Source organism: Yoonia sp. SWMV100, from assembly GCF_056108365.1.
Map to the genome: position 1 here is coordinate 185,461 of NZ_JBWBAQ010000004.1, position 26,287 is coordinate 211,747.

Consider the following 26,287-nt stretch of genomic DNA (forward strand, 5'->3'; position numbering starts at 1 on the left):
CGTCACCAGTTTAAGACAAGGGCGGCGTGCCACCCTTGTCTTGTGCTGTCGTTATTTGGCGTCGATGCGCGTGATGAATTTGTCAGCCGCGCGGCGGACTTTGGCCAAGCCGTTCAGCCAATCACCTGACTCTGCGCGGTATCCCAAAGGCATGATCGCAACCGATTTCAGCCCGCGTGCGCCAAGATCAAGGATTTCGTCCACTTTTTCGGGCTCGAAGCCTTCCATCGGGGTGCTGTCCACCTCTTCAAAGGCGGCGGCAGTCAGCGCCATAGCAAGACCAATATACGCCTGACGCGCCGCATGTTCAAAATTCACATGTGGTTCGCGGGGAAGGTACATCGCCTTGAGGCGGTCGTAATAGGCGGTAAGGGTTTCGCTTGCGCCACCGCGTGCGGCCTCTGTATCGGCAACGACGCTATCAATGCGCGCTTCGGTGTAGTTGTCCCATGCGGCAAACACCAGAACATGGCTGGCATCGACCAACTGTTCCTGCCCAAACGCCGCATCTTTAAGCTGAGCGCGCACCGCGGGATCTGTTACGACGATCACCTCGAATGGCTGCAACCCGCTGGATGTCGGGGCAAGGCGGATCGCCTCAAGGATGGCGTCAACTTTGGCTGTGGGCACCGATTTGGAGGCGTCCATTTTTTTGGTGGCGTAACGCCAGTTTAAACGTTCGAGAAGCATAATCTGTATCCTGATGTACCGCTGCCGATCTGGCCCGGTGTGGGTGGTGACACGCTGTATTTAACCTCAATCGGGCAGCACATAAGTCGCAGTGGTGCACAGGCACTGTGAGGCTGCGCACAGCCCCGGCGCGTGACGCCTGCGATCCCCTTAAGAAATTGACCATTTGATCAATATGTTATGATTTTTTGCGTTTGCCCATCGCCGCCGACCGAATCGCCTTGCTGTGCTGTGTCGCAGCATTCGCGGCAAAGGTTCATATTCTGGATCGTGCAGGTGTAAATCTGGGAATTATTCACGTTTTGATAGCAATTTTGGGCGGATTCGCCGTGTCTGCGCTATTTCCCGAAGGCAGCAAACTGCCTATAGTCATTTGAAAAGCGGGGACAAACTCGTTGTATGTGTTAGACTGTTGTTAGGGAGGCCACTGTTATGATCCGCTCAGAATTGATCCAAAAAATTGCTGATGAGAACCCGCACTTGTATCAACGTGACGTTGAAAAAATCGTCAACACCATCTTCGAAGAGATCACGGACGCCATGTCGCGTGGTGACCGTGTCGAATTGCGTGGCTTTGGCGCGTTTTCGGTGAAAAAACGGGACCAGAGAATCGGCCGTAACCCACGCACTGGTGATGCGGTTGAGGTCGAAGAAAAACATGTTCCGTTCTTCAAGACCGGCAAACTATTGCGGGACCGGTTGAACGGCAGTTAAGAGGACGCCATGAAAACCATTCGTTACGCATTCTGGGCCGTTGTGGGCCTGTGTCTGATTTTGATCGGGCTTGCCAATCGTGGCGCGGTTACTGTGCGTGCGATGCCCGGACCCGTTGCTGATTTGCTGTCGATATCACCTGACGCACAGGTCCCGCTGTTCATCATCATCTTTGTGAGTGTGGGTGCAGGTCTTTTGATCGGGTTCGTCTGGGAATGGCTGCGTGAATACCGCCAGCGTGCCGAAGCCCGCGCCACGGCGCGTGAATTGGCGTCATTGCGCCGCGAGGTGCAGCAACTGCGCGGTGCGGCGGCCGGGGCCAAAGACAGCGATGACGTGCTTGCGCTGTTGGAAAACACCCACTGATGCAATCTGATATTCGGGTCAAGATTTGCGGGCTTCGGACCGCAAGCGATGTTACGGCTGCGGCAAAGGCTGGCGCGACCTACGTCGGCTTCAACTTTTTCCCCAAGTCACCGCGCTATGTCAGTTTTGAACAAGCGCGATCGCTGGCCGTTGATGTGCCGGTTGGTGTGGCGAAGGTCGGGTTGGTCGTGGATGCAGATGACGCGCTACTGGATGCGCTGACCGCCAGTGTACCGCTGGATATGTTGCAGCTTCATGGACACGAAACACCGGAACGTGTTACCGAAATTCGGGCGCGCTATGGTCTGCCCGTGATGAAGGTGCTGGGCGTTTCGGGGCCTGCGGACCTTGGGGCGATTGACAGCTACAGCGCGGTCGCGGACCAGTTGATGCTGGACGCAAAACCGCCAAAGAATGCCATTTTGCCCGGCGGCAACGGCGTCAGTTTTGATTGGTCGTTGTTGTCGGGGCGCAAGTACTGGACCAAGCCGTGGATGCTTGCTGGTGGATTGAATGCGGCCAACGTCGCAGATGCGATTGCGCAGACAGGCGCGTTGCAGGTTGACGTGGCATCGGGCGTCGAAACGGCGCCGGGGGTCAAAGACCCCGACCTGATGGCAGCATTCTGTCAGGCCGCGCGGCGCGTCTAAATCACGCGCTTTGCCACACTGCAAAGATAGCTTGCCTGCTTTACCATTCGTCCCAATGGCGCTAGTCCTGAAGAGCGCGACAAAATTAGGTGAGACATGCCCAACGATCTTTTCAACAGCTTCATGACTGGTCCCGACGAAAATGGGCGCTTTGGCGATTTCGGTGGGCGCTTTGTGTCCGAAACCCTGATGCCGCTGATCCTTGAGCTTGAGGCGCAGTACGAGTTCGCCAAAACGGACGACGCGTTCTGGGCCGAAATGCATGATCTGTGGACGCATTATGTGGGGCGCCCCAGCCCGCTGTATTACGCGGACCGTCTGACCCAGCATTTGGGTGGCGCAAAGGTTTACCTGAAGCGCGACGAGCTGAACCACACTGGCGCGCATAAGATCAACAACGTGCTTGGCCAGATCATTCTGGCCCGCCGCATGGGCAAAACCCGTATCATTGCCGAAACCGGTGCGGGCCAGCACGGGGTCGCGACGGCCACTGTTTGTGCCAAATTTGGCCTGAAGTGCGTCGTCTACATGGGCGCCCATGACGTTGAACGGCAAGCCCCCAACGTGTTCCGCATGCGCCTTTTGGGTGCAGAGGTCGTCCCTGTCACATCTGGCCGTGGCACCCTGAAAGACGCGATGAACGATGCGCTGCGCGATTGGGTCACCAACGTGCGCGATACGTTCTATTGCATCGGCACTGTCGCGGGTCCGCACCCGTACCCGGCGATGGTCCGCGATTTCCAAGCGATCATCGGGCAGGAAACCAAGGCCCAGATGCAAGAGGCCGAAGGACGTTTGCCCGATACGTTGATCGCTGCCATCGGTGGCGGGTCTAACGCGATGGGCCTGTTTTTTCCGTTCCTTGACGATAAATCCGTGAACATTATCGGCGTCGAGGCCGGCGGCAAAGGCGTGAACGACAAGATGGAACATTGTGCGTCGTTGACGGGCGGTCGCCCCGGCGTGCTGCACGGCAACCGGACATATCTGTTACAAGATGATGATGGTCAGATCCTTGAAGGCTTTAGCATTTCGGCAGGTCTGGATTACCCCGGTATTGGACCAGAGCATGCTTGGCTGCACGATATTGGCCGCGCGAAATATGTGTCGATCACCGATGTCGAGGCCCTAGAAGCGTTCCAACTGTGCTGCGCTCTCGAGGGAATTATCCCCGCGCTGGAGCCATCCCACGCCTTGGCCCATGTGATGAAGATTGCGCCGACGCTGCCCAAAGATCACCTGCTGGTGATGAATATGTGTGGCCGTGGCGACAAGGACATCTTTACCGTCGCCAAGCACCTTGGCTTCGACATGAAGATCTAGGATTACACCAAAGCGGCCTAAACTTTAGTTTAGGCCGCTTTGCATTTGGTTTACTTCCGTCATTTAAACCCTTGGCCGATAGGCGCGGCCGTGTGTTGGATGCAATTACATTGCCAGCGGCCTGTAAACGTCAGGTCGGTGTGATTGAAAAGGACGACACCATGAAGAAACTTTTACTCTCCACAGTCGCGGCAGTTGTATTCGGCACGGGCGCCGTTTTTGCGCAGTCGATTGCAGAACAGGTTGTGATGCAGTTGCAGGCCGAAGGCTATCAGCGGATTGAAGTCAAGAATGGCCCAACCCAAGTCAAAGTCGAAGCGATCCGCAACGGCATGAAGCTAGAGGTGACATATGATGCCGCCACTGGTGAGGTGCTGAAACAAGAGGTCCGCCCCGTCGAAGCAGGCGAAGATACGACACCATCAGTGCGTATTGAAGACGATAGCGACGATGACATGGACGATGATGATGATCGCGATGACGACGATCATGGCGACGACGACGATGATCATGAAGATGACGACGATCATGATGAGGATGATGACGATGATCATGATGACGATGATCGTGACGATGATCACGATAGCGGTGACGACGACTAAGCGACCGACGTGGTCCAAAGCGGTCATTATCGCGTAGTGGAGTAGGTATGTTTAAACGACTCGCCATATGTCTGGCCTTGACTGGGGCGCCCTTTGCAGTGGCGGCCCAGTCGGTTCAGGACCAGATTGTGACCCAGCTGGAACGGCAGGGGTTTGAAGGCATCGCTTTGAACCGCACATGGCTGGGCCGGGTGCGCGTTGTTGCGATGCGTGACGATTTGCGGCGTGAACTGGTTTTCAATCCACAAACGGGCGAAATTCTGCGCGATTATTGGTTCTCGGTGGATGATGATGTCACTGAACACCGTCCGCGGTTGGTGAATCCCGACAACGGAAACGCGGGATCTGGGAATACGCGTGTCGACGACGGCGAAGACGATGACGACGACCGCGACGAAGATGATGACCACGTTGATGACGACGACCACGATGAAGATGATGATGCGCGCGAGGACGATGATTAAGTGGCTTGCCTGACGCATAGGATCACCTGGTGAAGCGCCAGTGGTATGTTGCCGCCATTGTTGGCGTTCAGGTGCTTTGCGCCTTTTTCTTTCTGTGGCAGATTGTCGGGTCGATGTTGGGCGTTGCCCCGATTAGCTGGAATTTATACGAACTTATCGAACTGGGGGCCGCTTTAGGGCTGCTGTTGGGCACCGGCTTGGGTGTTCTATTGCTGCGCAAGACCATGACACGCAACCGCGCGGTCGAGGGCCAACTGCGCGTCGCCTCTGGCGCGTTTATGGAGGTGATCGAAGAGCGGTTCACCGATTGGGGTTTGACGCCTGCGGAACGCGATGTGGCGTTGTTCGCGATCAAGGGCATGTCGACCCAAGAAATCGCAGACCTGCGCGGCGTGAGTGAAGGCACCATCAAAGCCCAGACAAACGCGATTTACCGCAAGGCGGACGTGACGGGCCGCAACCAACTGTTAAGCATCTTTATCGAAGAATTACTGGCGGTCGAAGGCGTCTAAGCTTGGGCAATATGCGGCATCGGCTTTTGGGGTGCTCGCATGTTGCCCTGATCACCACTTACCATCATTGCGTCCACGAAAACCCCCATCAACTGCGCCCGGCTTGCAACACCTGCCTTGCGGAAGACAGCGTTGATTTGGGTTTTGATCGTGGCCTCGCTTTTGCCACGCAGCGTTGCGATTTCGGCATTTCCAAAACCGCGTAAGGCAAACATTGCGACATCGCGTTCAGACGGGGACAGGGCCCAGTCGTCAAAGAATTCATCCATCACCTCGTGAAAGGCACCCGATGCGGCGCGCACCTGGCGGTGCATCGCAACCATGCGCCGACGTGATTGCCGCAAGAGCAGCAAAGATGTCACCGACCCAATCGCCAAACCGAGGCTCGCGAGGATTTGAAGGATTTCGCGCCACGCAAAAGGCAAGGCCCAGTGACGCAGATGAAGGACTTCGGTCAGGAATTCGCTGATAAAGAATGCGGCGCAAAGCAGTTGGAACAGGGTCAGCCCCGCCAGAAGACCAAGCGACCAGCGGCGCGGGATTTTGGGTCTGGGCATCTGCGCTGCGATCAGAAGTTGTCGTAGACGCTGACCCATGCGCTGACGCCTGAACCGTTGATATTCTCTTTGCCAACAGTGACGCCGGCACGCCCGAAGCCGCCTGTGTTGCTGTTCACGCCAAGTGTGATTGAGCCGCTGATATCAAGCTGCGGGACAGCGCCTTCGTCGGGCTTTGGGTCGCTGCCTGCGGCCATTGCCGCACGCCTGGCGCGGGTGTCATCGTCAAGCGGCAATTCCAGCAGCAGGTCCGACAGGATTTCACCTGTTGCAGAGCTGACCACGACCTCGCGGCGGTAAAGGCCGTTGTTGGCCATGATCCGCGTGCGGCCCAGCAACGTGGTCGAGACATCTTCGATTTCGTAATCTGTCGCTTCAAGTCCCCGAATGACGTCGTTGTAATCACGGTTCTGCGCAACCTCATAGCTGCCCGCCAACCCGGTGTAATCCGCAGTTTGGGCCACCACAGCGGCAGGAGCGAACATGAGGATAAGCGGTAGAATGCGGATGGTGGTCATTGGTGATCTCCAGATGACAGTATCATTCAAGGTGTGGTTAACGGGTCTTCATCAGCGTGGCGATAGATCAGATGGGCCAAAACACAGTTTTCAACCCTCAGGATGACTGGTTGTCAGGGTGTTCGATATCGTAAATTCGCAGCACATCAATTGGCACGACCTCAAGCGCGCGGACGTGGGTCGCATGCAAGTTGACCTTGGGTGCGCATCCTTCGTCGTGGGCTTGCAGGAACCGGCTGGCGCATAGGCACCAGCTATCGCCCGCTTTGATCCCGGCAAATCCGTATTCGGGGCGCGGAGTGGACAGATCGTTACCGACGTATTTGGAAAAGGCGAGAAATTCGGCTGTCATCACGGCACAGACTGTATGGCTGCCTTGGTCTTCGGCACAGGTGTCGCAGGCACCGTTGCGAAAATATCCGGTCAGCGGATCACGAGAGCAGGGCGCAAGACTGCTGCCAAGCACGTTGAATGAGGGGTCTTTTTCCATGTTAGCTCAGGCTTTCTGCAATCTGTTGAAAGATCACTTCGTTTTGGCGGTTCACGCCGTCTTCGCGGAAGGTCCGGTCGGCGCTATGGGCCGCAATGACGACGTTGTTGATACGGTCAATGTAGATGTATTGGCCGTAAATGCCACGCGCCAAAAACTGGCCGTTCTGATACCCCAGTGGAATCCACCACTGATACCCATAACCGATTTCGCCGGGGGCGGTTTTTGCAGTGGCGATGGTTGATGCGGCGACCCAATCGGCGGGCACGATTTGGCGGCCTTGCCACTGGCCGCCGTCGCACATCATCTGCCCGAACCGCGCATTGTCACGCGTGGTGCAAGCGAGCCCGCCCAAGACAAAGGCCACCCCGTAACCGTCAGTTAAATAGTAGGGTGCCTGTTCCATTCCCAACGGGGCGATGATTTTCTCGTGGAGAAGGTCGGCGATACCGCGTCCGGTCGCGCCCCGGATCACCATGCCGATCACATGTGTATCGATCGATACATATTCCATCCGCGTGCCCGGTGCCGCCGCGCTGCGCGTCTGCCGTTTGGCAAACCCGTCCATCGACCCGCCTAGCCCCAGCACCCGCCCCATCCGGTTGATGTCGGAAAAGAAGGCAAGGTAATCCTCGTTGAATTGCAGGCCGGACGACATTTGCAGCACGTTCTTGATGGTGGCGTCTTTGTAGGCGGTGCCGGACAGTTCGGGCGCGTATTTGGTCACCGGATCGTCGATGCTGTCGATGGCCCCTTCGGCCAAGACAATGCCAAAGAGCGCGGAAAGATAACTTTTTGAAACTGACCAGTTGATCCGCAGGTCGTCTGCTTTGGTGCCGTGAAAATAGTCCTCATAGACCACCATTCCGTCCTTGAGAATGACCAGCGCCGTCAGGGTGCGGTCCACGATCCAGGCTTGGGCGTCTTGCTGCAGCGTGATCTGCGGGCCTTTGGGAAGCGGGCTGACGGTATGCGCGGCGGGCATCCGGTCGTGCAGAAATATCCGATCCATATGGCCGAAGTTATGGATGATTTTATCGGGCGCAAACAGGGACAGTACGTGGCGCAGCCGCGCGATTTCACGCCGTTTCCACAGGGCAATGCCCGCGGCGATAGCGGCGGCAAGAAAAAGTGCGTTTGTCATTGTTGCTCCGTATTTTGCGGCAGCACGCCGGTTGTCATGCGCGTCTGTCGAAACGATGCATGAAAATTACCGCTTTAAGGGCGGGGCAAACGACCAGCAGGCTTGGCATTGGGTAGCAACGGCCGCAGCGATCACCGGAAACGATCCACCAGTTTTTGCATCGGCGATCGGGCGTCTGCCACAGGTTCGGGCAGGGTCACGATATCGGGCTTGGGTTTGGCGGCGCCTGTCGATGACCGGGCCGGGGCGACGCGCAGCGCGATCACATTCAGAAATTTGGGGCCGTCACCTGCAACAAGATGCGGGATACCTTCCCCGATGCCGCGCAGCACATCGTCGAGCCAGCCTGCTTCGGATTTCGCAAAATCACGCAGCACATACCCTGCGACGGCATCCTTGTGACCGGGATGCCCGATGCCAAGCCGGACACGGTCGTAGTCAGGGCCGATGTGGCCGTGGATTGACCGCAATCCGTTGTGACCTGCATGACCGCCGCCGGTTTTTAACCGGACCTTTCCCGGTGCCAAATCCAGTTCATCGTGAAAGACGATAATGTCTTGATGCGCGAGTTTGAGATAGCGCATTGCCTCGCCGACGGATTGCCCGGACAGGTTCATAAAGGTGTCGGGTTTCAACAAAGTGACTTTTTCTGACCCGATCCGCCCCTCGGCGATCTGGCCTTGAAATTTGTTCCGCCACGGGGTGAATCCATGATCGGATGCGATCTGGTCCACGGCCATAAAGCCAATGTTGTGACGGTTTTGCGCGTATTTCGCGCCCGGATTACCTAGGCCAACAATAAGTTTCATACAGATATGTTAACCTATGCCGCAGTGCAGCGCTAGTGGGCGGTTTCGCAAAGATTGTGGTCGGACAACGCCGTTAAAACATAGCAGTTTTCAATCTTGCCGTTGCCGGTACACTGGGTCGCGATCCGCGATAGTTCGTGTTCAAGCCGTTGTAATCGCGCGATCTTGGCGCGTACGTCGTCCAACTGTGCGCTGGCGATGGCATTGGCGGCCTGGCAGGAATGGTCGGGGTGGTTGTGCAGGGCGATCAGGTCTTTAATGGCTTCGATGCGGAACCCCAGATCACGTGCGTGTTTGATAAACCCCAGCCGGTCCAGCCCCGCGTGCGTATACCGCCGCTGGTTCCCTGCCGTGCGCTCCGCCGCGGGCATCAGCCCCATGTCTTCGTAGTAGCGGATCGTCGGAACCTTGACCCCTGTGCGTTTGGAAAGTGCGCCGATGGAAAACATTTCAAAAAACCCCTTGAACCTCTAGTTGCTAGAGATGTTACATCATCATCAGCAAAGATAAAAGGAATGCATAAATGTCGGGATCGTGTGTTCACAACGCCCAGTTTGATGGGGTATCGGCGGATTATAAACGGCGACTTTGGGCAGTGATTGCGATTAACGCCGGGATGTTTGCGGTGGAAATGACCGCCGGGCAACTGGCGCAAAGCCAAGCCCTACAGGCCGACGCATTGGATTTCTTTGGTGATGCGCTGACCTATGGTATCTCGTTGGCGGTGATTGGCGCGTCGCTGCGGGTGCGCAGCATGGCCGCCTTGGCCAAAGGGATCAGCCTTTTGCTGATGGGGCTTTGGGTGTTTGGGTCGACTGCTTACCGGGTGTTTTCGGTGGGTGTTCCGACCGCCGAAGTGATGGGGCTGGTGGGGTTTCTGGCGTTGATTGCAAATCTTGCCAGCGTGGCCCTGTTGATGCGTTACAAAGACGGCGACGCAAATGTGCGGTCGGTGTGGCTGTGTTCACGCAATGACGCGATTGGCAATGTGGCGGTGATGGTGGCCGCGCTAGGCGTGTGGGGGACGGCGACCGGTTGGCCCGACCTGATCGTTGCGGGGATCATGGCCGGGTTGTTCCTGTCATCCGCTATTCAGATCATCCGGCGAGCGATGACCGAGCGGGCAGGCGGTCCGGTGCATCACCATCACCATTGATCTTACGCTGCTGACAGGGTTTCTAGGTCAGCAGCGTGATGCCCACCATGGTGACCAAAACAACGGGCCAGAACGCTGCCTTTGGGATCAGGTTGTCCTTGTAGTGGATGATCCGCAAAAACCGCGTCGGTTCCAGCGCAAAAAGGTAGGTGTTCACCGACACCCCAAGGAATAAAAAATACATCATAAAGTAAAAGTATTCGAGGTAGACAATGTGCGACCCTGCAAAGCCGTCACGCAGTTGCACATGGGCCAACAAAACGACAAAGAACAACACCGAACAGGTTCCAATGACGTTGGACGTATTGGCGCCGTGGCGGGCCATTAGACCGTCTTGGCGGGTGATGGTCATGAGCGCGCCAAACAGCAGTGTTGTCACCACGAACAAAGGGATCATATAGACGATAAAAGCGTTCTCGAATTTCCGTTTGACGACAACGTTGTAATAAAGTTCGGGAAAGTTCTGTTGCCCGGCATAATCCGAAATACCAAAGTTGGTGTCGTAATCGGCCGGTTTATAGTCAAAATACGTGTTCTTGCGGTCCCACGTCCCCAAGACGATGGTTTCTTCGATCCCGAAGACATCGGCGGGACCAGTGGCCGCATAGGCGTCCAAATCAGGCACCAGCGCAATGTTGTCGCTGAAATTTTTGGGCCAAAACCGGACCCAGACGGTTTTGTGATCAAACGGATATTCCGCGTAATCAAAGGTTTGGCGCAATGTTTGTTCGAAATACCAACCGATGACTTCGCTGTCGCCCTGCCGTATCCGATAGGCCTCGCGTAGGGTGCCGCTGGCTTCGTCGACGCCTTCGGGCAGGATAAAGCCCACTTCGCCGGGGGCGGGTTTCACGGCGTCATGCACACCATCCGCATAGTGCTGCCAGATATAGCCCGTCAGGTGAACATCGCTGAACCCGACAAAACGCAACGACTGAATGAATATCCCCGTGGTGATCCGCAGCGGCGGGTCCGGCCAGTTGGTTTGCAAATAGGTTTCGACGGACTGTTGATCGGGCAGTTGCGTCGGGTCTTCGGTACGCTGGTTTTTATCGACCCACAGAAAGAAAAGCGCGACCGCTAAAACAAGCGAGACGATGCCAGAAATGCACCAGATCTTACGGTCGGTGAGTGTCATGATGGGGGTCCTGTCGCGCAATTATGCAATGATTTTGAAAAGTAATTTTAAAACCTTAACGCGATCAATGGTGCATAGCTACCCTGCAAAACGGCGCGTGTGGCGATACGGGTGTGTCAGTCGATACATGTGCGTTTCATTTATGCACGCATGGTTCAAATAAAAAAGGGCACCCAAAGGGGTGCCCTTGCCATCCTACGCTTGCGCGCTGGATTATTCTTCGGTTGCGACTGCGTCGTCTTCGGCGTCGTCTTCTGCAATCAGGCCACGTGGTGCGGCGATGTTTGCGATGACAAAGTCACGATCGATGACTGCTGTTGCGCCTTCCGGCATTGCGACTTCGCTGATGTGGATCACGTCGCCCATCTGGTGGTTCGCCAGATCAACAGTGAGGTGATCAGGAATGTCACCGGCCAGAACGTCCAGTTCGACTTCGTTACGCACGACGGTCAATGTGCCACCTTTTTTGATGCCGGGGCATGTATCAGCGTTCAGGAATTCGACAGGAATGAACAGTTTCACGCGGCTTGTGCGCTTGAGGCGCATCAGGTCGATGTGAAGCGGCAGGTCTTTGACCACGTCGCGCTGTACACCACGGCAAACAACGCGCACGTCCTCTTGACCTTCAACCTTGAGGTTGAAGAGCGTGGACATAAAGCGGCCTTTGCGCAGTGTTGTCAGCAGGTAGTTGAATGGGATGCTGATGGATTGGGGCTCTGCGCCACCACCATAAACAATGCCAGGTACGTCGCCATCACGGCGAGCTTGGCGGGCGGCCCCCTTGCCTGTCCCCGCGCGTACCTTGGCGTTCAGATCAGGAATCTGTCCAGCCATAGTATTTCTCCAGTATGTTATGGACCGCCCTCCAAGGGTGTGCGGTCCGGTAAGAATTGTGCCTATAGGCGGGATTCGGGTTTTTGGAAAGGGGTTTGTCTGCGCGCAGGCAATCTGCCTTGGCTTTTAGCCCCAGTTCCCTTCGAAATCTTTCGGCACCAACAGCACGTCGCGGTCCAACGTCTTGACGTCCCGCCGCCCACATAGCGCCATGGTCATGTCCAGTTCTTTGTGGATCACCTCAAGCGCCTTTGTCACACCAGCCTCGCCCATCGCGCCAAGCCCGTAGATATAGGCGCGTCCGATCAAGACACCCGTGGCCCCAAGCGCGAGCGCCTTCAGCACGTCTTGTCCAGACCGGATGCCGCTGTCCATGTGAATTTCGATCTGGTCGCCAACAGCGGCCACGATCGATGGCAACATGCGGATCGCAGACAGCGCCCCATCCAATTGCCGCCCGCCGTGGTTGGACACCACGATGGCATCAGCGCCGACAGCGACCGCCTTTTGGGCGTCCTCTACATCCAGAATCCCCTTGAGGATCAGTTTACCGCCCCATTTTTCCTTCAGCTTGGCAACCATGTCCCAATCCAGTTTGGGTTCGAACTGTTCCGCCGTCCACGACGACAGGCTGCTGGTATCACCGACGTTTTTCGCGTGGCCGACAATATTGCCAAAGGTGCGGCGTTTGGTTTGCAGCATTTCAATGCCCCATCGCCATTTGGTTGACAGGTTGATCATTGTCGGGATCGTCATTTTCGGCGGCGCGGTCAGTCCGTTTTTCAGGTCTTTGTGCCGCTGGCCCAAAAGCTGCAAATCAAGGGTCAGCACCAGCGCTGAACAGCCTGCATTTTTGGCGCGGGCGATAATGTTATCGACGAATTCTTCGTCTTTCATCACGTAAAGCTGGAACCAGAACGGCGCCTTGGTATGGGCGGCGACGTCCTCGATGGAACAGATTGACATGGTGGAAAGCGTATAAGGCACGCCAAATTTTTCGGCAGCTTTCGCGGCTTTGATCTCGCCGTCGGCGCATTGCATCCCCGTCAACCCGACCGGGGCAAGCGCGACCGGCATTGCGACGTCCTGGCCGATCATCTGTGATTTAGTCGTCCGGTTCGACATATCGACAGCCACACGCTGGCGCAGACGGATCTGGTCAAAGTCGGTGGTGTTTTCGCGAAACGTCTGTTCAGTCCAACTGCCACTTTCAGCGTAATCATAGAACATCTTTGGCGCACGGCGTTTATGCAGACGTTTGAGATCGGAGATGGTGGTGATAACGGGCATGGCTGAATTCCTGGAATTGGTTAGTTCTTGTTACCAATTGATGCGGTCACGTTCAACTGCCTTTCATCGATGTTTGTTTATAGCGACGTTGTCGAAAAGCTGAATAACCGCAGTACCGTCATAGATTTGCCTAAGATCTAGCTCAGCTTAACCTACGTTAGATAATTTTGTGTTATTTTGTGCTTACGAGTAAAGAAGGGTGGTGAGACGTGGCCGATTATACGTTTAATATATATCTATGGTCTCCGTACACGGAATTTCCTTCAACCTTGGGGTCGTTCACGTTCACGGGTGATACGACGGCGACCGGGACTGCCGTAATTGCCGATAACGAAACTGGTGTTAACGGCCAGACGTTGGACGATAACGTTAAGACCAGTCAGGAAACTGCGACCGCAACGGTTACAACGCCGACAACCACATTTACGGATATCCCGATCAACGCAGATGCAGGTTGGACATTCTATGATCCGATCGATGATGTCACGTTCGAAGTTGTACTTTTGAACGGAAAAGACGGTTCGACTAGCTTTAGCTATACCTTGTCCGAGTACCCGTTGGTGGAGGGTCGCACCTACGAAATTGTCGCCTTTGATAATCAGCCGAATGCGGAGGTTTTAGGTGACCCCTATTTCACCTATGCTGATTATGTTTGCTTTGCGGCGAAAACGCCTATCGCTACGTCCTCTGGATTTGTTGATGCAGGTGATCTGCGCGAAGGTGATATTGTCATCACGCGCGAAGCCGGGCCAAAGCCTATTTTGTGGGTCGGCAAGCAAAATGTGCTTGGCTTCGGCAAGTTGGCACCAATCCGTTTTGATGCGGGCGTGCTGGGAAACAGGGGTCCTATCCATGTCTCACCGTGGCACCGGATGCTCGTCGCTGGATCGCAGTCGCAGTTGTTATTCGAAACCCACGAAGTGTTCGTCCACGCGAAACATCTGACCCACATCGCCGGCGTCACACGCGAAGGATGTCTGTCCGTAACATACGTGCATCTTTTACTAGACGAACATCACGCGTTGAATGCCGATGGTGCCTATGCCGAAAGCCTGCATCCAGCCAAACAGGTTGATGTCATCCTGAGTGACGCAGATCAGCAAGAAATTCAACAAAAGCTGAATGCGGTTGGCCGTAGTGTCGCAACCTACGGTCCGACGGCCTATCGCACGTTACGCCGTTTCGAGGCGGGTTTGCTGACTGAAATTTATCCGGCAAAGCAGCATCATTCGGTCATGGGGGCGTAAGCGCGTTACCCTCTGTGCGTCCCATCCGCCAACGACTTCACGAACGCCAGTACGTCCCCGACGCTTTCGCCTTTGCCGATTTTCTCGACGATGGCTGATCCGACGACGGCGCCGTCGGCAATCCGGGCGATGTTTTCGGCGGCTTGGGGTGTTTTGATCCCGAAACCCACGATGACGGGCAGGTCGGTGTGGGATTTGATCCGCGCCACTTCGGGGCCAACATCGCCGGCTTGGGCTTCGGCGGTGCCGGTGATCCCTGTGACAGACACATAATAGACAAATCCAGAGGTGTTGGTCAGTACTTTGGGCAGGCGTTTGTCGTCGGTGGTGGGGGTTGCCAGACGGATAAAATTGATACCAGCAGCCTGTGCCGGGATGCACAGTTCGTCGTCTTCTTCGGGGGGCAGATCGACGATAATCAGCCCGTCGATGCCTGCCGCGACAGCATCCACCAGAAATTTATCGACGCCGCGCGAATAGATCGGGTTGTAGTAGCCCATCATCACAATTGGCGTGGTGTCGTCGGTTTTGCGCAGCTCGCGGGCGTATTGCAGGGTTTTTTCCAGCGTTTGCCCCCCGTCCAGCGCGCGTTGTCCGGCCAATTGAATGGTTGCACCATCGGCCATCGGGTCGGTGAATGGCACCCCCAATTCGATGATGTCGACGCCCGCGCCGGGCAGACCTTTGACGATCTCGAGCCCGGTGTCATAGTCGGGGTCACCCGCCATCACATAGGCCACAAAGGCTTTTTTCCCTTCGGCCCGCAGTTGTGCGAATTTGGCGTCGATTCTGCTCATCTTAGTCCCCGGCTGTGTTGTTGGTTTCGGTGTGCGCGATGAAAGCCGGAAAATCAATGGGGTCGGGCGTATTCGGCCCCTGTTTATCTTGCACCAGCGGCGTTCCCCCCCTAGAAGCGCCCTAAGTTTCAAGGAGAGCTGCTATGGGTTTCAAGATGGGTATTGTGGGTTTGCCAAATGTGGGCAAATCGACCCTGTTCAACGCGCTGACAAAAACGGCTGCGGCACAAGCCGCGAACTTTCCGTTTTGCACGATTGAACCCAACGTGGGTGACGTGGCTGTGCCTGATGCACGCCTTGATAAATTGGCCGAGATCGCGGGATCAAAGCAGATCATCCCAACGCGCATGACCTTTGTGGACATCGCCGGCTTGGTCAAGGGCGCATCAAAAGGCGAAGGTCTGGGCAACCAGTTTTTGGCCAACATTCGTGAATGTGACGCCATTGCCCATGTGCTGCGCTGTTTTGAAGACGACGATATCACCCATGTTGAAGGCCGCGTCGACCCTGTCGAAGACGCCGATACCATTGAAACAGAATTGATGCTGTCGGATCTCGAAAGCATCGAAAAGCGCCTTCAGAACCTGAACCGCAAGGTCCGTGGTGGCGATAAAGATGCAGCGCAGCAGGTCCGTCTGCTAGAGGCCGCCCAGGCCGCCCTTGAAGCGGGTAAACCTGCCCGCACCGTTGATGTCGACCCCGAAGATGCAAAGCAGTGGCGCATGTTGCAACTGCTGACAACGAAGCCGGTGCTTTATGTTTGCAACGTCGAAGAGGAAAGCGCCGGAACTGGTAACAGCCAGTCGGCGCGGGTGTCTGAAATGGCGGCAGCGCAAGGCAATTCCGCCGTGGTGATTTCTGCGCGGATCGAAGAAGAAATCAGCCAGCTGGACGCCGAAGAGGCCGAGATGTTCTTGGGCGAAATGGGCCTTGAAGAAGCGGGTCTAGATCGGCTGATCCGCGCTGGCTACCAATTGCTGCACCTCCAGACGTATTTCACCGTGGGCCCAAAAGAGGCCCGCGCGTGGACGATCAAAGAAGGCACATCCGCCCCGCAGGCTGCCGGTGTTATTCACGGTGATTTTGAACGCGGTTTTATCCGTGCGGAAACCATCGGCTATGATGACTTTGTCGGTCTGGGCGGCGAACAGCCCGCCAAAGAGGCCGGCAAGATGAAAGCCGAAGGGAAAACCTATATCGTCAAAGATGGCGATGTGATGCATTTCTTGTTCAACACCTAATCCCCGTTCGGGTTAAACAGATCGCCCAATATTGCATCGGATCGCTGGCCCGCGCGGCGGGCGGGCGGTTTGGGTTGCCCCGGATGGAATGACAGGTTGCCGTCGATGAATTGCGCGGTCAGGTCCGGTGTTGCGATCATCCAATCGAGGTTGGGCAGCCGTTGTGCAAAATGCGGGGCGGTGGGTTCGACCACGTGATGCGCCGGCGCGTACCACGCAGCAAAGGCGTGCCGCGTGCCGCCCTGTCGCAAATCCTGAAATGACAGCCGTTTGCGCATCCTGGCCTGCGCGCGCAGCACGTCATCTTCGTAGGCGCGCAAGCTGTTCAGGTCTGCATCATGGGTGTCTTGCATCAACCCCGAACCCTGACGCAACCGCCAAAGCAGGGTGTAAAGCCTCGCGAACCTGTCTTCGGATCGGTGCCAGACCACGTTCTGCGCCAACGTCAGAAAACTGTGCGGCGCTTGTATCCGCCGTTTTGCCGCAGGCAGGCCACTACTGTCGAGCAGCGGCGTCAGTTGTCCGGCATAGTCCCACAAAATATCGGTCGGCGGCACGCCAGCCCCCATCAACCGCTTGGCGGCGTCACGCCATGCGATGTCGGTTCCGATTTGGGGCAAGGGAATGGTGAACATCAAAAGACTCAAGCGCTGGGGGTCGTTGTGTGTTCATGTTATGTTCTTGTTTGGCGCAGGGCAAGGCACCGCGCAAATTTTCCCGCAGGTCAGGCGGTTTGTACCTGTAATGCCTGCGCGGTTTTCCGGTGGCTCAGAAACATGATAGCGGGGTTTTCGATGCCGTGCGCGCGGATCGTATCCGTAAGGGCCGCCACATTGCAGTGGGCGATGATCTGGTCGGGCCGCTGCGCATTGGCGACAATATCCACGGTCACGATGTGCCCAAGACCTGCCGCACAAAGCACGCTTTCGATCCGGTCGGCGGTGCCCACGCCCATATAGACCGCGACCCGGCGCCCCTGCGCCAAAAGACCCGCCCAATCCGGGGTGTCATGTTCGTGCGCGCCGCGTCCGGTTGTTAACACAAGCGTATCACAGGCCCCACGTTCGGTCAGAAACCCGCCCATTGCAGCCGAGGCTGCACTTGCGGATGTCACGCCCGGTACAATTTCATAGGCGATGCCTGCGGCGGCCAGCGCCTCTGCCTCTTCGGCGCCCCGCGCAAAGATGCCCGGATCGCCGCATTTCAATCTTACCACGCGTTTACCTTGGCGCGCGGCGGACACGAGCAATCCGCAGATTTTATCTTGCGGCCAGCTGTGCGCGCCGGGGGCTTTGCCGACATAGACCCGTTCCGCATCGCGCCGCGCAAGGTCCAGAATTTCAGGGTCGATCAGACGGTCGTAAAAGATGATATCGGCCTCTTGCAGACGTTGGACGCCGCGCAGGGTGATCAGGTCTTTCGACCCCGGACCCGCCCCGACAAGCGCGACAGGCGATGGCCCAGCAAGCCCGAAATCCCCGGTCGCAATCGCGTCTTTGATCATTTGCGCCGCGTCACGTTCGCGCCCGCGTTTATGGGTGTCGCGCACAGGGCCGTCAAACACCCAGCGCCACAGATCGCGCCGTTTGCGTGGTTGCAACCGCATCGCAGCGCTTTCGCGCAGGCGCCCGACGACGGCGGCCAGATCCCCCAAGCGTGGTTCCAGCAATTCCTCCATGCGTGTTTTGATCTGGCGCGCGAGGACGGGCGCGGTCCCTTCGGTGCCGATGGCGACAACCACAGGGTCGCGGTCCACGATCGACGGGGTGATCGCATCACACAGGGCCGGTTGGTCAACCACGTTGACGGTGGCCCCTGCGACCTTGGCCAGCGCGTGCAGTGCCGCATCCATGCCGGGGCAGCCGGTCGCGATAAACACAAGCGCCGTGTCTGCGAAATGGGCCGGGGTGATCGGCGATGTATCCCACAGGATTTTGCCGTCGCGGTGCAAGTCGGACAATTCGGCGTCCAGCGCCGGGGCAAGCAGGGTGATCTGCGCCTCTGTCTTCAGGATCAGCCGACATTTCTGCGCAGCCTGTTCCCCGCCGCCCGCAATTACAACACGGCGACCCGCCATCGTCAGGAACATTGGAAAGGTTTTCATGCTGACATCCTTTGTTTGCGGTGACGTGCGAACCACAAGGTTGCGGCCATAGCGTCTGTGGCTGCGATGGTGGGCGCCGCGCCCAAGGTCCAAAGCGCGATACTGGCGGTGCCGATGACGGTCGCTGTTGCGAACGGGTCGGTCTGGGTTCCAGCCCAAAGCTGCAACACATCTACGTCAAAGTCGGGTTCATGCATGCGCCGTGTTTCGTCATGCAGGGCAGGGGCGTCTGTTTGGTGATGGTCCCCGCCGCGCAGCCCGAAAACCTGCACAGCTTTGGTCGGGTTGCGTTCAAATTCGCCACCGCCGCCTTTGATGACGGTCAGGTCCGATTGCCCCAGCAACGCCGCTGCCTGCGCCTGTAGCCCGCGGTATGACGGATGAAACACCCCCTGCACCGTGGCCCGCGCAGCCGTCGGGTTCCACATCCGCAAGACGGTGTTGATGCAGGACCGCAGCCCAAATGTGTCGCGCAGGCACAGCAGGTCAAAGGCTGCTGGCGCATAGGTTTCGACCGGCAAATATGTCAGCGGCGCATCGCTGGCGTTCAGGGGGATTTCAAGCGCGTCCAGCGCGTCGCGCACCGATGCACCCGTGCTTTGGTGGGAATTCCAACCGTGTAGTGCCACGCGGTAACCCGCGTGTGCCACCAGTTTGGCGGCCAGCAAGAATAACGGCGCCCCGCGCGTCCGTCCTGCGGCATAGGACGGCCAGTCAAGATCGGCGTTGATGGGTGTATGGTATGCGGCCCGCAGACCGGCGGTAAAACCCGCGATCTCGTCAGGGACTTCGCCGCGATAGCGCAGCAGCATCAACAGCGCGCCCAAGGCCTCTGGCTGGGCGTTGCCCGATAGCATGACCTGCATGGCATCGGTTGCCTCGGTCATCGTCAGGGGCCGGGCGCGTCCTTGGCCACGGGCCACAATCTGGACATAGGGGGTCAGGGTCATTCAGCGGCCACCGGAAGTTGGAACTGGGCGATCAGCGCCGCCAGCTCTGGTTTGCAAGATCCACAATTGGTGCCGGCGCAGGTTGCAGCCCCAAGTGCGGCAACGCTGTCGGCCCCTTGGGCGACCGCGTCACGCAATGTGTTTATCCCGACGTTGAAGCACGCGCAAACGGTCGCGCCTGGGTCCGGCATATCGGCGGCGACCCGGCCTGAAAGCGCATCCATGCTGCTTGCGTCGGATCCGATCAAGGTTGCGGCGTGTTGGCGCGCCACGACCACGGGCGTGCGACTGGCAAAGAACAGTCCTTTGATCTGGCCATCGTGCAGCAGCGCCACGCGGACATCGCCAGTGGTGGCATCCGTCACCATTGCGGCGCTGCCTTGGGCGATGCCGGTGATGGTGCGGGCTTCTGCCTCCCAATCTTGGGGGGCTTTCATACCAGCACATTCCGCCTGCCAGCCTGTGCGGGTGCGGGCGATGGCGTGATAGGGGCGGGTTGGGTGCATTTGTGCCGCGCTGACCGCAAATCCGTACCACGCGACGGGGGCGCGTGCCGCATCGACCTTTGCGCTTTTGGTGGCGGGTTGGCCAGAGATCGGGTCAACGCCAGTGTCGACCACGCTGTTTACGACACCCGCCGAGGTCAGTTGCCGCGTCCAGTGGAGCGGCGCAAACAGATCGCCGGCGCGGACTTTACTGCTAATCAAGGCGCGAAAGATGCCTTTGCCATTGGGGCCGGTCAGAGTGATCAGCTCTGCGGTATCGACCCCCAGCGCGGCGGCGTCATCGGGATGGATTTCAACATAAGGTTCGGCCAGATGTGCACCAAGCCGGGGCGATTTTCCGGTGCGCGACATGGTATGCCATTGATCGCGGTTGCGGCCTGTGTTCAGCCGGAATTGCCCGGATGCTACCGCAGGGGCCGTGACCGCGATCATGCGCGCCTTGCCATCGGGGTGATAAAAACCGCCATCGGCAAAGAACCGGTCTTGCTTGCCAACCGGCCACTGCACTGGTGCAAGGGTTGCGTAATCGACCCCGGTCAGCGCGGTAAGGTCCAGATCTTTTCCGAACGCTTGGGCCAGCGCGGTTGTCGCGACATATTCCGCAAAAACATCGTCAGGGCCGTCATAGTCAAAGCCTGTAAATCCCATACGCTGGGCGACTTGGGCGATAATTTTCCAGTCGGGGCGGGCTAGGCCGGGGACGGGAAGAAATGCGCGTTGGCGCGAAATACGGCGTTCAGAGTTGGTGACGGTGCCGTCTTTTTCGCCCCACCCTGTCGCGGGCAACAGGACATCGGCTAAATCGCCCGTGTCGGTGTGCGCCATGATGTCGGTCACGACCGTAAACGGCACATTGCGGATCGCAGCGGCGACTCCATCGGCGTCAGGCAGGCTGACGGCGGGGTTTGTGGACATGATCCACAGCGCCTTGATGCGGCCATCCGCGCAGGCTTTGAACAGATCCACGGCTTTGAGGCCCGGTTTGGTGGCCATCGTGGGGCTATCCCACATGATTTGCAGGGCGTCGCGGTGGGCGGGGTTTTCGATGTCGAGGTGATTGGCCAGCGTATTGGCAAGCCCGCCCACCTCGCGGCCGCCCATGGCGTTCGGTTGCCCTGTCACCGAAAAGGGGCCCATGCCGGGACGTCCGATGCGCCCGGTGGCAAGGTGACAATTGATGATAGCGTTGACTTTATCGGTGCCTGACGTGGATTGGTTCACGCCTTGCGAATAGATGGTGACTGTTTTTTCATTACCCGCCCAAAGCGCGTAAAATGCGGCTATTTGCGCGGCGCTCAGGCCGCTGGCGCGCGGGTCATCAGCGCGCGCGCTGTGCAGCGCCTGATCAAACCCGTTCACATTGGCATTAAGATAAGCGTCGTCCAAATGACCGCTGTCGGCCAGATGTGCCAGCAACCCGTTGAATAACGCAACATCGCCATCGCCCCGGATTTGTAAATGCAGGTCCGCCAGATCGCTGGTGGCGGTGATACGGGGGTCGATGTTAACGATCCGCATGGTGGGGCGCGCGGCCTTTGCTGCGACAATGCGCTGGAACAGCACAGGGTGGCACCACGCAAGGTTCGATCCGACCAGCACGATCAGATCGGCCTGTTCAAGGTCTTCATAGGTGCCGGGGACGGTATCTGTGCCAAAGGCGCGTTTGTGCCCTGCCACCGACGAGGCCATGCACAGACGGGAATTGGTGTCGATATTGGCCGACCCGATGAAACCCTTCATCAGCTTGTTGGCGACGTAATAATCCTCGGTCAGCAGTTGACCCGAGACATAAAATGCCACGCTGTCGGGGCCATGATCACGGATGGCCGCCTGAAATTTATGTGCGACCAGATCAAGTGCGTCGTTCCAGCCCGCGTCACGCCCGAAGATCTGCGGTGCGAGAAGACGACCATCGAGATCGATGGTCTCGCCGAGCGCCGATCCTTTGGAACACAGTCGCCCAAAGTTGGCCGGGTGGTCGGGGTCGCCTTTGATCGTGCCATCAGAGGATGCGATCACACCGCAACCGACGCCGCAATAAGGACACGTGGTGCAGACCGTTTTCATGCCGCAACCTTTGTGAATGTGTTTGGGGAAATGCCGTTGCTGCCTGCTGTGTCCGCGTCACGCGGTAAGGCTGCAACGGCTGCTGACGGGTCCATGGGGGCACCCCCGTGATATGCTGGACCGAAAATCAGCGTGTCGCGCATGTCGGACACGTCAGATTTATCTTTGATCAATCCAAAGAACCAGTTGCTGTCGCGGGTATCGCCATACATCACCGCGCCCACGATCCGGTTGCCTTGCAACACCAGCCGGCGATAAATGCCGCCCGCTGGATCGCGCAACACGATGTCCTCGCGGCCCTCACCTGCCGCAAAATCACCGGCGCTGAACACATCACAGCCTGTCACCTTCAGCTTTGTCGACAGATCTTGCGGGACAAACTGTGCGTCTTGCCCCAACAGCGTTGCCGCGGCGACCTTTGCCTGATCATAAAGCGGGGCCACCAGCCCGAACAGCGCGCCGTTATGCTCGACGCATTCGCCGATGGCAAGGATGTCGGGATCGGATGTTTGCATCTGGTCGTTCACGGTAATGCCGCGCGCCACCGCCACGCCCGCCGCTTGCGCAAGCCGGGTGTTGGGGCGAATGCCCACCGCCATCACCAGCAGATCACAGGGCAGTTCGGTGCCATCATCCAGCAGCAGGGCGCGTACATGTCCATCTTTGCCCAAGATTTCCGCTGAATTGGCCTGACAGCGGACCGTGATCCCCTTGTCCAGCAGCGCCTTGCGCAGCAGATATCCGGCTGCTGCGTCCAACTGACGATCCATCAGGTGGCCTTGGTTGTGAATGACGGTGACCTTTGCGCCACGTGTCGCCATGCCCGCCGCCGCTTCGAGACCCAGAACACCGCCGCCGATAACAACGACCCTGTTGTCCGGGCCCATTGCCATCATCCGGCTGGTGTCTTCCAAGTCGCGGTATGCAATCACGCCGTCCAGATCATGACCGGGCAGGGGGACGATAAACGGGTTTGATCCTGTGCCAAAGACCAGTTTGTCATAGGGCAGAGTATCGCCGTTTTCGGCGGTCACCTGTTTGCGCAGGGTATCCACTTGTGTCACTTTTTCACCAAAGCGGCAGGTGACGCCGTGGGCCGCATACCAATCCGCATCATGGGTGACGATATCGGCATATGTCTTTTCTCCAGCCAGAACAGGCGACAGCATGATCCGGTTGTAGGCGCCGCGCGGTTCGGCGTTGAACAGGGTCACAGCGATATCGGCGTTTGCGTCGAACAGATGTTCAAGCAGCCGCCCCGTTGCCATGCCTGCCCCGATGACGATGATTTTCTGTGTCATGGGTTACTCCGCTGCGATGGGCGCTGATTTCGGCTTTGGCCGAGCGCCGTGTTCGTATTCTTCAAGAAAATCCAAGACTTCTTGGCGGTAGGCGTAATAGTCGGGGTGCGCGAGAAGCGCTTTGCGGGTGCGCGGGCGCGGCAGGTTCACCTCGGTGATTTTCCCGATGGTCGCTTGTGGCCCGTTTGTCATCATGACCACACGGTCTGCCAGCAAAATTGCCTCGTCGACATCGTGGGTGACGCAAATCGCGGTTACTTTGGTGCGCGACCAGACTTCCATCAGCACCTCTTGCAGCTCCCAGCGCGTCAGGCTGTCAAGCATCCCGAACGGTTCATCCAGCAGCAGCAGCTTTGGCGACAGTGCAAAGGCGCGTGCGATGCCAACCCGCTGTTTCATGCCATTGGACATGCTGACCGCAGATTTGTTCATGCTGTCGGCAAGCCCCACGCGTTCAAGGTAATATTCCACCACATCCTGGCGTTCCGCCTGCGAGGCGCGCGGATAGACCTTATCGACGCCGATCGCCACGTTTTCGCGCGCGGTCAGCCAAGGAAACAGATTGGGCGACTGAAACACCACGGCGCGTTCCGGGTCGGCACCGTTCACGTCCCACCCGTCAAGGCGGATTTGCCCCTGCGAAATCGGGTTCAGTCCGGCGGCCATCGTCAGCACAGTGGATTTCCCACAGCCAGAGTGACCGATCAGGCTGATAAATTCGCCTTTGTTGACCTTGAGGTCAAAGTTTTCCACCACGGTCAACGGACCTTTTGGTGTCGGATAGACTTTGTGCAGGCCGGAAAACGTCAGGTAGCGTTCGTCCAGCGTGCCTTCTTGGGCCTGCGCGACGGCAGCGGGGACGCTGTGGATTGGGGTGACGTTGGGCAGGTGACGGGTTTCCGCAACCTTGGCCGCGATCCCTTTGTCCATCAGGTATTGTGTCACCTCGCCGCGTAGTTTTTTGAAACCGTCGTGGTTGTTCATCTCGGTGCGGTCGCGGGGGCGGGGGATGTCGACGCGGAATTCATCGCCCAGCGTTCCATCGGGGTTCAGCGCGATGATCCGGTCTGCCAGTACAATCGCCTCGTCCACGTCATTGGTGATCAGCACGCAAGTCTTTTTGTCAGCCTCCCAGATGTGTTCGATTTCGTCAGCGAGGTTGGCGCGGGTCAACGCATCCAACGCCGACAGCGGTTCATCCAGCAACAAGACCTCTGGGCGCATCGCCAGCGCACGGGCCACGTTGACCCGTTGACGCATGCCGCCCGATAGTTCAGCGGGGCGGCGGTGGACCGCGTGGCTAAGGCCCACCATTTTGATGTAGTGGCTGACCATTGCCGCCTTTTCATCCTTGGGCATCTTCGGCGACACGCAATCAAGCGCAAGTTGCACGTTCCCGCCCACCGTCAGCCATGGCATCAGCGAATAGCTTTGGAAAATCACGCCGCGTTCCGGGCCCGGGCCCGTGATTTCGGCACCCTTAAAGGCCACGCGGCCTTCGGTGGGCTTTTCAAGGCCCGCCATCAGGTTGATCAGGGTGGTTTTTCCGGTGCCGGAAAACCCAAGCAGTACCAGAAATTCGCCCTCTTGCACTGCGAGGCTGATGTTTTTCAATACATCGGCTTTTTGCAAGCCTTCGCCGAAACTTTTTGAGACGTTTTCAAATGTGAGGATGCTCATGTGATCACCGCTGCTCTGTAAAGGTGAACATGGATTGCAGCGCGTACATGACACGATCCAGCATAAAGCCGATGATCCCGATGGTCAGCACTGCGACCATGATTTTGGCCAGCGATTGTGACGACCCGTTCTGGAATTCATCCCAGACGAATTTGCCCAGACCCGGGTTTTGCGCCAGCATTTCAGCAGCGATCAGCACCATCCAGCCCACACCCAGCGACAGGCGCAACCCGGTGAAAATCAACGGCAGTGCCGAGGGAAGCACCAGTTTGGTGATCTTGGTATAGGTGTTCATTTTCAGAACTTTGGACACGTTCACCAGATCCTTGTCGATGCTGGCGACCCCAAGGGCGGTGTTGATCAGTGTGGGCCAAAGCGAACACAGCGTCACCGTAATGGCCGAGACAAGGAAGGATTTCGAGAACATGCCGTCGTTGGTCGCATAAACGGCGGAAACAACCATGGTCACAATCGGCAACCACGCCAGCGGGGACACAGGTTTAAAAATCTGGATCAGGGGATTGATGGCAGCGTTGGCTGTCGGGCTAAGCCCGGCCATGATCCCAAGCGGGATCGCGATCAGGGATGCGACCAGAAAGCCGAAGAACACGGTTTTGATCGATGTCCAGATTTGATCATAATAGGTGGGTTTGCCGGTGTACACGCGGTCGCGCACCTTGTCGGTTTCACCGTTAGCGATGAATTCGGCGTTGCGCGTGTCTTGTCGCGTGTAGAAATCGGATTCTTTTTTGGTCTCGCGGACCGCATCGGCGTGCAGATTTCCGACCTGTTCCCAGACCGCAGCAGGGCCGGGGATCGCGCCCAGCGATGTTTGCACCTTAGGGGCCAACGTTCCCCAAGCGAGCAGAAACAAACCGATAGCCAGCAGCGGTACACCTAATAAACGCCAGATTTCGGATATCTGCGCGCGCGGATTATCCCCCGCTATGGCTTTCAAGATGGGGGTTACCCATGACAGGCCCAGAACCTGGAACCATGCGTCTGCCTTGTTGATCCTTGTGAAAAGCCGTGCGCGCCGGGCTTCGGTATTCAGGGTTGCTGGGTCGATTGCGGTCATAATGCTGTCCTGTCGTCAATGGGCCAAGGAATGGCCCCACCCAAGGTATGGGAAGGGCC

27 protein-coding genes and 1 pseudogene are annotated in these 26,287 nt (G+C 57.6%); 10 read left to right on the plus strand and 18 right to left on the minus strand.

Annotated elements, in window-relative coordinates; genetic code table 11:
- Window positions 1–51: 51 nt before the first annotated feature.
- Entirely contained in the window at window positions 52–690 is a 639-nt protein-coding gene (locus ACXJGX_RS09935; RefSeq protein ID WP_474781155.1) for an NAD(P)H-dependent oxidoreductase, read from the minus strand.
- 432 nt (window positions 691–1,122) lie between these two features.
- On the opposite strand from ACXJGX_RS09935, the gene ihfB reads away from it, so the two are divergent.
- From ihfB to ACXJGX_RS09970, 7 genes are all read left to right on the plus strand, one after another.
- A complete protein-coding gene (ihfB, locus tag ACXJGX_RS09940) occupies window positions 1,123–1,404 on the plus strand; it encodes an integration host factor subunit beta (RefSeq protein ID WP_474781157.1) in 282 nt (93 codons plus the stop codon).
- Between the two features lie 9 nt (window positions 1,405–1,413).
- On the plus strand, window positions 1,414–1,770 hold the full coding sequence (locus ACXJGX_RS09945) for a LapA family protein (RefSeq protein ID WP_474781159.1): 357 nt from the start codon (window positions 1,414–1,416) through the stop codon (window positions 1,768–1,770).
- A complete protein-coding gene (locus ACXJGX_RS09950; RefSeq protein ID WP_474781161.1) occupies window positions 1,770–2,420 on the plus strand; it encodes a phosphoribosylanthranilate isomerase in 651 nt (216 codons plus the stop codon). Before ACXJGX_RS09945 ends, ACXJGX_RS09950 begins: the two co-directional genes overlap by 1 nt.
- Window positions 2,421–2,516: 96 nt before the next feature.
- A complete protein-coding gene (gene trpB, locus ACXJGX_RS09955; protein ID WP_474781163.1) occupies window positions 2,517–3,743 on the plus strand; it encodes a tryptophan synthase subunit beta in 1,227 nt (408 codons plus the stop codon).
- Window positions 3,744–3,904: 161 nt separating this feature from the next.
- Entirely contained in the window at window positions 3,905–4,345 is a 441-nt protein-coding gene (locus ACXJGX_RS09960) for a PepSY domain-containing protein (protein ID WP_474781165.1), read from the plus strand.
- Between the two features lie 47 nt (window positions 4,346–4,392).
- The gene (locus ACXJGX_RS09965) at window positions 4,393–4,809 is read left to right on the plus strand and encodes a hypothetical protein (RefSeq protein WP_474781167.1); all 417 of its coding nucleotides are present in this window, start codon (window positions 4,393–4,395) and stop codon (window positions 4,807–4,809) included.
- A gap of 29 nt (window positions 4,810–4,838) precedes the next feature.
- On the plus strand, window positions 4,839–5,321 hold the full coding sequence (locus ACXJGX_RS09970; protein WP_474781169.1) for a helix-turn-helix transcriptional regulator: 483 nt from the start codon (window positions 4,839–4,841) through the stop codon (window positions 5,319–5,321).
- On the opposite strand, the gene ACXJGX_RS09975 is transcribed toward ACXJGX_RS09970, so the two are convergent.
- From ACXJGX_RS09975 to ACXJGX_RS10000, 6 genes are all read right to left on the minus strand, one after another.
- Complete coding sequence (locus ACXJGX_RS09975; RefSeq protein ID WP_474781171.1) at window positions 5,318–5,878, minus strand: helix-turn-helix transcriptional regulator; 561 nt, start codon at window positions 5,876–5,878, stop codon at window positions 5,318–5,320. The genes ACXJGX_RS09970 and ACXJGX_RS09975 overlap by 4 nt on opposite strands.
- Window positions 5,879–5,889: 11 nt before the next feature.
- Window positions 5,890–6,396, minus strand: coding sequence for a hypothetical protein (locus tag ACXJGX_RS09980; RefSeq protein WP_474781173.1), 507 nt, complete (start codon window positions 6,394–6,396; stop codon window positions 5,890–5,892).
- 97 nt (window positions 6,397–6,493) lie between these two features.
- On the minus strand, window positions 6,494–6,886 hold the full coding sequence (locus ACXJGX_RS09985; RefSeq protein ID WP_474781175.1) for a DUF2237 family protein: 393 nt from the start codon (window positions 6,884–6,886) through the stop codon (window positions 6,494–6,496).
- A gap of 1 nt (window position 6,887) precedes the next feature.
- Complete coding sequence (locus ACXJGX_RS09990) at window positions 6,888–8,030, minus strand: serine hydrolase domain-containing protein (RefSeq protein WP_474781177.1); 1,143 nt, start codon at window positions 8,028–8,030, stop codon at window positions 6,888–6,890.
- Window positions 8,031–8,161: 131 nt separating this feature from the next.
- A complete protein-coding gene (gene pth, locus ACXJGX_RS09995; RefSeq protein ID WP_474781179.1) occupies window positions 8,162–8,839 on the minus strand; it encodes an aminoacyl-tRNA hydrolase in 678 nt (225 codons plus the stop codon).
- A gap of 32 nt (window positions 8,840–8,871) precedes the next feature.
- On the minus strand, window positions 8,872–9,288 hold the full coding sequence (locus ACXJGX_RS10000) for a MerR family transcriptional regulator (protein ID WP_474781181.1): 417 nt from the start codon (window positions 9,286–9,288) through the stop codon (window positions 8,872–8,874).
- A 74-nt stretch (window positions 9,289–9,362) separates the two neighbouring features.
- Here ACXJGX_RS10000 and ACXJGX_RS10005 point away from each other — a divergent pair, with 74 nt between their 5' ends.
- Window positions 9,363–9,995 (plus strand): cation efflux transmembrane domain-containing protein, encoded by a 633-nt coding sequence (locus ACXJGX_RS10005; RefSeq protein ID WP_474781183.1) that lies wholly within the window; start codon window positions 9,363–9,365, stop codon window positions 9,993–9,995.
- A gap of 22 nt (window positions 9,996–10,017) precedes the next feature.
- Here ACXJGX_RS10005 and ACXJGX_RS10010 read toward each other — a convergent pair whose 3' ends face one another.
- The 3 genes from ACXJGX_RS10010 to ACXJGX_RS10020 form a co-directional block, all read right to left on the minus strand.
- Complete coding sequence (locus ACXJGX_RS10010; RefSeq protein WP_474781185.1) at window positions 10,018–11,133, minus strand: hypothetical protein; 1,116 nt, start codon at window positions 11,131–11,133, stop codon at window positions 10,018–10,020.
- 213 nt (window positions 11,134–11,346) lie between these two features.
- Window positions 11,347–11,967 carry a 50S ribosomal protein L25/general stress protein Ctc gene (locus tag ACXJGX_RS10015; RefSeq protein WP_474781187.1) on the minus strand — a complete coding sequence of 207 codons (621 nt, stop codon included), beginning with the start codon at window positions 11,965–11,967 and terminating at the stop codon, window positions 11,347–11,349.
- A gap of 126 nt (window positions 11,968–12,093) precedes the next feature.
- Complete coding sequence (locus tag ACXJGX_RS10020) at window positions 12,094–13,257, minus strand: alpha-hydroxy acid oxidase (RefSeq protein WP_474781189.1); 1,164 nt, start codon at window positions 13,255–13,257, stop codon at window positions 12,094–12,096.
- 209 nt (window positions 13,258–13,466) lie between these two features.
- Between ACXJGX_RS10020 and ACXJGX_RS10025 the strand changes: the two genes are divergently transcribed.
- On the plus strand, window positions 13,467–14,504 hold the full coding sequence (locus tag ACXJGX_RS10025; protein WP_474781191.1) for a Hint domain-containing protein: 1,038 nt from the start codon (window positions 13,467–13,469) through the stop codon (window positions 14,502–14,504).
- Between the two features lie 5 nt (window positions 14,505–14,509).
- On the opposite strand, the gene trpA is transcribed toward ACXJGX_RS10025, so the two are convergent.
- Window positions 14,510–15,301, minus strand: a complete 792-nt coding sequence (trpA, locus tag ACXJGX_RS10030) for a tryptophan synthase subunit alpha (protein WP_474781193.1) — start codon at window positions 15,299–15,301, stop codon at window positions 14,510–14,512.
- A gap of 143 nt (window positions 15,302–15,444) precedes the next feature.
- Between trpA and ychF the strand changes: the two genes are divergently transcribed.
- Window positions 15,445–16,542 (plus strand): redox-regulated ATPase YchF, encoded by a 1,098-nt coding sequence (gene ychF / locus ACXJGX_RS10035; protein ID WP_474781195.1) that lies wholly within the window; start codon window positions 15,445–15,447, stop codon window positions 16,540–16,542.
- Here the strand turns inward: ychF and ACXJGX_RS10040 are convergent.
- The 7 genes and pseudogenes from ACXJGX_RS10040 to ACXJGX_RS10070 all read right to left on the minus strand — a co-directional run bounded on the left by ACXJGX_RS10040 (window position 16,539) and on the right by ACXJGX_RS10070 (window position 26,228).
- Entirely contained in the window at window positions 16,539–17,177 is a 639-nt protein-coding gene (locus ACXJGX_RS10040) for a DUF4130 domain-containing protein (RefSeq protein WP_474781197.1), read from the minus strand. The two genes, ychF and ACXJGX_RS10040, sit on opposite strands and share 4 nt — an antisense overlap.
- Window positions 17,178–17,266: 89 nt before the next feature.
- A complete protein-coding gene (gene cysG / locus ACXJGX_RS10045) occupies window positions 17,267–18,646 on the minus strand; it encodes a siroheme synthase CysG (RefSeq protein ID WP_474781199.1) in 1,380 nt (459 codons plus the stop codon).
- Complete coding sequence (locus tag ACXJGX_RS10050; protein ID WP_474781201.1) at window positions 18,643–19,596, minus strand: glycosyl transferase family protein; 954 nt, start codon at window positions 19,594–19,596, stop codon at window positions 18,643–18,645. Before ACXJGX_RS10050 ends, cysG begins: the two co-directional genes overlap by 4 nt.
- Window positions 19,593–22,169 carry a nitrate reductase gene (locus ACXJGX_RS10055; protein ID WP_474781203.1) on the minus strand — a complete coding sequence of 859 codons (2,577 nt, stop codon included), beginning with the start codon at window positions 22,167–22,169 and terminating at the stop codon, window positions 19,593–19,595. Before ACXJGX_RS10055 ends, ACXJGX_RS10050 begins: the two co-directional genes overlap by 4 nt.
- A gap of 29 nt (window positions 22,170–22,198) precedes the next feature.
- Window positions 22,199–23,470, minus strand: a pseudogene (locus tag ACXJGX_RS10060) (NAD(P)/FAD-dependent oxidoreductase); the annotation flags it as partial.
- Window positions 23,471–23,473: 3 nt separating this feature from the next.
- A complete protein-coding gene (locus ACXJGX_RS10065) occupies window positions 23,474–25,150 on the minus strand; it encodes an ABC transporter ATP-binding protein (protein ID WP_474781205.1) in 1,677 nt (558 codons plus the stop codon).
- A 4-nt stretch (window positions 25,151–25,154) separates the two neighbouring features.
- The gene (locus tag ACXJGX_RS10070) at window positions 25,155–26,228 is read right to left on the minus strand and encodes an ABC transporter permease (RefSeq protein ID WP_474781207.1); all 1,074 of its coding nucleotides are present in this window, start codon (window positions 26,226–26,228) and stop codon (window positions 25,155–25,157) included.
- Window positions 26,229–26,287: the final 59 nt, after the last annotated feature.